The following is a 4058-nucleotide window of genomic DNA, read 5'->3' on the forward strand; positions in this document are numbered from 1 at the left end:
TTTAGTGTATCGCTATGTTAGGACGGGACAAAAATAGGTAATAAAAAAGCCAAACAATTTATGTTTGGCTTTTTTTATTTTTCTGGTAACACTAGTTGTTATTCAAACTCAGATGTAAAATGTAATTTTACACTTGGGTATTTTTGTTGTGTCATTTGTAAAGAGAATTGTGAATCTGCTAAGAACACTAATTTTCCAGACTTATCCTTGGCTAAAAACTTTTGTTTTACACGTTTAAACTCTTTAAACTCATCGTTGTTTTTATCACTAGGGTCTACCCAACAAGCTTTAAAAACAGGGAAATTTTCATATGTACATTTTGCTCCATATTCATGTTCTAGCCTATATTGTATAACCTCAAACTGTAAGGCTCCAACGGTTCCAATTATTTTACGCCCGTTCATTTCTAAAGTAAATAATTGAGCAACACCTTCATCCATTAATTGGTCTATACCTTTGTACAAAGGTTTTGATTTCATAGGATCTGCATTGTTAATGTACCTAAAGTGTTCCGGGCTAAAACTAGGAATCCCTTTGTAATGCAACTCTTCTCCTTCAGTTAAAGTATCACCTATTTTAAAATGCCCTGTATCGTGTAAACCAACAATATCTCCTGGGTAAGAGATGTCTACTATTTCTTTTTTCTCTGCAAAAAATGCATTAGGACTAGAGAATTTTAACTTTTTCTTATTTCTAACATGTAGATATGGTTTGTTACGCTCAAAAGTACCAGACACAATTTTTATAAACGCTAGTCTATCTCTGTGTTTAGGATCCATATTGGCGTGTATTTTAAAAACAAATCCACTAAATTGTTTTTCATTTGCAATTACCTCTCTTTCTTCTGCTTTTTTAGGCCTTGGAGAGGGGGCAATTTCAATAAAACAATCTAATAGTTCTCGAACACCAAAATTATTTAAAGCAGAACCAAAGAATACTGGCTGCTGTTCACTAGATAAATATTTCTCTTTGCTAAACTCAGGGTAAACACCATTTATCAACTCCAGGTCATCCCTTAAAGTCTGCGCCGCTTTTTCTCCTATTACGTTTTCTAATTCTGAATTTTGAACATCATCAAAAGCAATAGTTTCTTCAATATTTTTTTTACTGTCGCCGCTAAAAAGGTTAATGTTTTTCTCGTAAATATTATAAATTCCTTTAAAGTCATAACCCATGCCAATTGGGAAACTTAATGGAGTAACAGATAGGCCTAGCTTTTGTTCTACTTCATCAAGTAAATCAAAAGCATCTTTACCTTCACGGTCTAATTTATTTATAAAAACAATAATTGGTATTTTACGCATTCTACATACTTCAACCAATTTTTCAGTTTGCTCCTCTACACCTTTAGCCACATCAATAACAACAATAACGCTATCTACAGCTGTTAAAGTTCTAAATGTATCTTCAGCAAAATCTTTGTGTCCTGGTGTATCTAAAATATTTATTTTCTTATCCTTGTATATAAAGGCAAGTACAGACGTAGCAACAGAAATACCTCTCTGTCTTTCAATTTCCATAAAATCACTGGTAGCAGATTTCTTTATTTTATTGTTTTTTACTGCTCCGGCTTCTTGTATTGCACCACCAAAAAGTAATAACTTTTCTGTTAATGTTGTTTTACCAGCATCAGGGTGAGATATGATTCCAAAAGTCCTTCTCTTTTGTATTTCTTTTTCAAAACTCATTTAAAAAAATTTGTTGCAAAAGTACGGTAAATAATAGAATGCTAATAACTCTGTTAACAAATATTAAGTAGCTAGATTACTAACTAGTTAGCTTTTTTTAATTTCGATGAAGTGCTTTTTTTTTAGATTATCCTTTTTTTATAAAATGACGTTAAGATATTTTTTTGTTAAATTTTCAAACAAGAAAGTTAAAAAATTAACATTTAAACGATTAAATTTGCGCTTCAAAGAACGGATGCAACTTATGATATCAAATTTAATGCAGTATATAAAAATAACTTTAACTTAGCATCCAGTTTAAGCAAGAAGTCCCAAAATCTTTTTAAGTAAACTTAACAAAAAATGCCATGGTGATTAGTAACACTAACTATCATTTATGGAAAACTTTACTTTAATAATTAGCAGGTCCTTATCTAAAAAAAGGACACCTCTGTTTACTTTTTTACTTGTATTTATATTCTCTTCATTCACTGTTTACGCAGACTTTGGTCCTGGTGTAGACACAGACGGTGATGGCGTTTTTGATCACGTTGATATTGACGATGATAATGACGGTATTATTGATACAGTAGAAGGAAACGGTGATTTTGACAAGGACGGAATACCAAATAGTTTAGATATAGATTCTGACAATGACGGTATTTTAGACAATGTAGAAGCGCAGTTATCAGTGGGGTTTATAGCTCCAAGTGGCATAGATTCTGACGGTAATGGTTTAGATGATGCATACGAGGAAACACCAGGAAGTTGTGGAGGTTTAACTCCAATAGATACTGATGGAGATACTAGAAAAGATTATTTGGATATAGATTCTGATAATGACGGAATTTTAGATAATGTAGAAGCTCAGCCTACAAACGAATTTACTGCACCTTGCGGTATGGATTCTGCTCCAAAAAATGGTTTAGATGATCATTATGAAGATTATTGTGGTGCAGGTCAGGGAATTACACCTGTTGATACAGATGGTGATTCTCATCCAGATTTTAGAGATATAGATTCTGATGATGACGGAATTATAGATAATATAGAAGCGCAAAACACAGACGATTATATTGCACCTAAAGGAAAGGATGCTAACTGTGATGGTTTAGATGATGCTTACCAAAGTTGTCCAGGTTTAGGTTTAACTCCAGTTGATACAGACGGAGATAAGAAACCAGATTTTAGAGATATAGATTCTGATAATGATGGTATTATAGATAATATTGAAGCTCAAGGAGGTAATGCTATTGTGCACCCTTGTACTTTTGATACAGATGGTAACGGTTTAGATGATGCTTATGAAACTACACCTGGCTCTGGAGAAGGTATTATACCAACAAATTCAGATTCAGATTCTAATCCAGACTTTAGAGATATAGATGCAGATAACGATGGTATTCCAGACAACGTAGAAGGGCAAACAACAGACGGTTACATAGCACCAAGCGGAAACGATTCAGATATGGATGGTTTAGATGATGCTTATGAAGGATCAGGAGATGAAGGAATTACACCAAACAATCACGATGGTGAGGATACACCAGATTACATTGACTTAGATAGTGATAATGATTCAGTTTCAGATAATAATGAGGGTAACGACTTTAACTTTGACGGAGAACCAGACCAAACATTTACAGGTGTAGATACAGATGGTGATGGTTTAGATGATGGTTATGAAGGATCAGATGTAAACGATGGATTTGATGTTAATGATGAGATTAATGATCCAGCAAACGATTTACCAGATACAGACGGTACAGAAGATGTAAACTACAGAGATTTAGATGATGATGGTGATGGTATAAACACACCAGATGAAGATGCAGATGGCGATGGTGACCCAACTAATGATGATACAGACGGTGATGGTACACCAGACTATTTAGATCCTACAGATAATACACCTGGTACAGATACAGATGGTGACGGAGTTCCAGATGCTGTAGATTTAGATGATGATAATGATGGTATTTTAGATACAGTAGAAGATCCAAACTTAGATAATGATAATGATCCATTAACAGATCCTCTAGATACAGACGGAGATGGTGTACCAAACCATTTAGATATAGATGCAGATAACTGGCGATGGTATACCAAACCATTTAGATATAGATGCAGATAACGATGGTATTCCAGACAACGTAGAAGGACAAACAACAGACGGTTACATAGCACCAAGCGGAAACGATTCAGATATGGATGGGTTAGATGATGCTTATGAAGGATCAGGAGATGAAGGAATTACACCAAACAATCACGATGGTGAGGATACACCAGATTACATTGACTTAGATAGTGATAATGATTCAGTTCCAGATAATAATGAGGGTAACGACTTTAACTTTGACGGAGAACCAGACCAAACATTTACAGGTGTAG

Annotated in this window: 2 protein-coding genes and 1 pseudogene; 2 read left to right on the plus strand and 1 reads right to left on the minus strand. The window is 34.2% G+C overall.

Annotated elements, in window-relative coordinates:
* Window positions 1-98: 98 nt before the first annotated feature.
* Window positions 99-1688: a peptide chain release factor 3 gene (locus KLA_RS16950; RefSeq protein ID WP_034647309.1), complete on the minus strand. Its 1590-nt coding sequence runs from the start codon at window positions 1686-1688 to the stop codon at window positions 99-101.
* 376 nt (window positions 1689-2064) lie between these two features.
* On the opposite strand from KLA_RS16950, the gene KLA_RS17755 reads away from it, so the two are divergent.
* Both KLA_RS17755 and KLA_RS18600 read left to right on the plus strand, forming a co-directional pair.
* Window positions 2065-3801, plus strand: coding sequence for a hypothetical protein (locus KLA_RS17755; protein ID WP_051456154.1), 1737 nt, complete (start codon window positions 2065-2067; stop codon window positions 3799-3801).
* Window positions 3749-4058 (plus strand): annotated as a pseudogene (locus tag KLA_RS18600) (gliding motility-associated C-terminal domain-containing protein); the annotation flags it as partial. The gene KLA_RS17755 and the pseudogene KLA_RS18600, both read left to right, overlap by 53 nt.

The sequence above is a fragment of the Cellulophaga geojensis KL-A genome (genome assembly GCF_000568425.1).
Classification (GTDB): Bacteria; Bacteroidota; Bacteroidia; order Flavobacteriales; family Flavobacteriaceae; genus Cellulophaga; species Cellulophaga lytica.

Coding starts and splice junctions, on each gene's coding strand:
- KLA_RS17755 (WP_051456154.1), top strand. CDS start 2,065: ATGGAAAACTTTACTTTAATAATTAGCAGGTCCTTATCTAAAAAAAGG.
- KLA_RS16950 (WP_034647309.1), bottom strand. CDS start 1,688: ATGAGTTTTGAAAAAGAAATACAAAAGAGAAGGACTTTTGGAATCATA.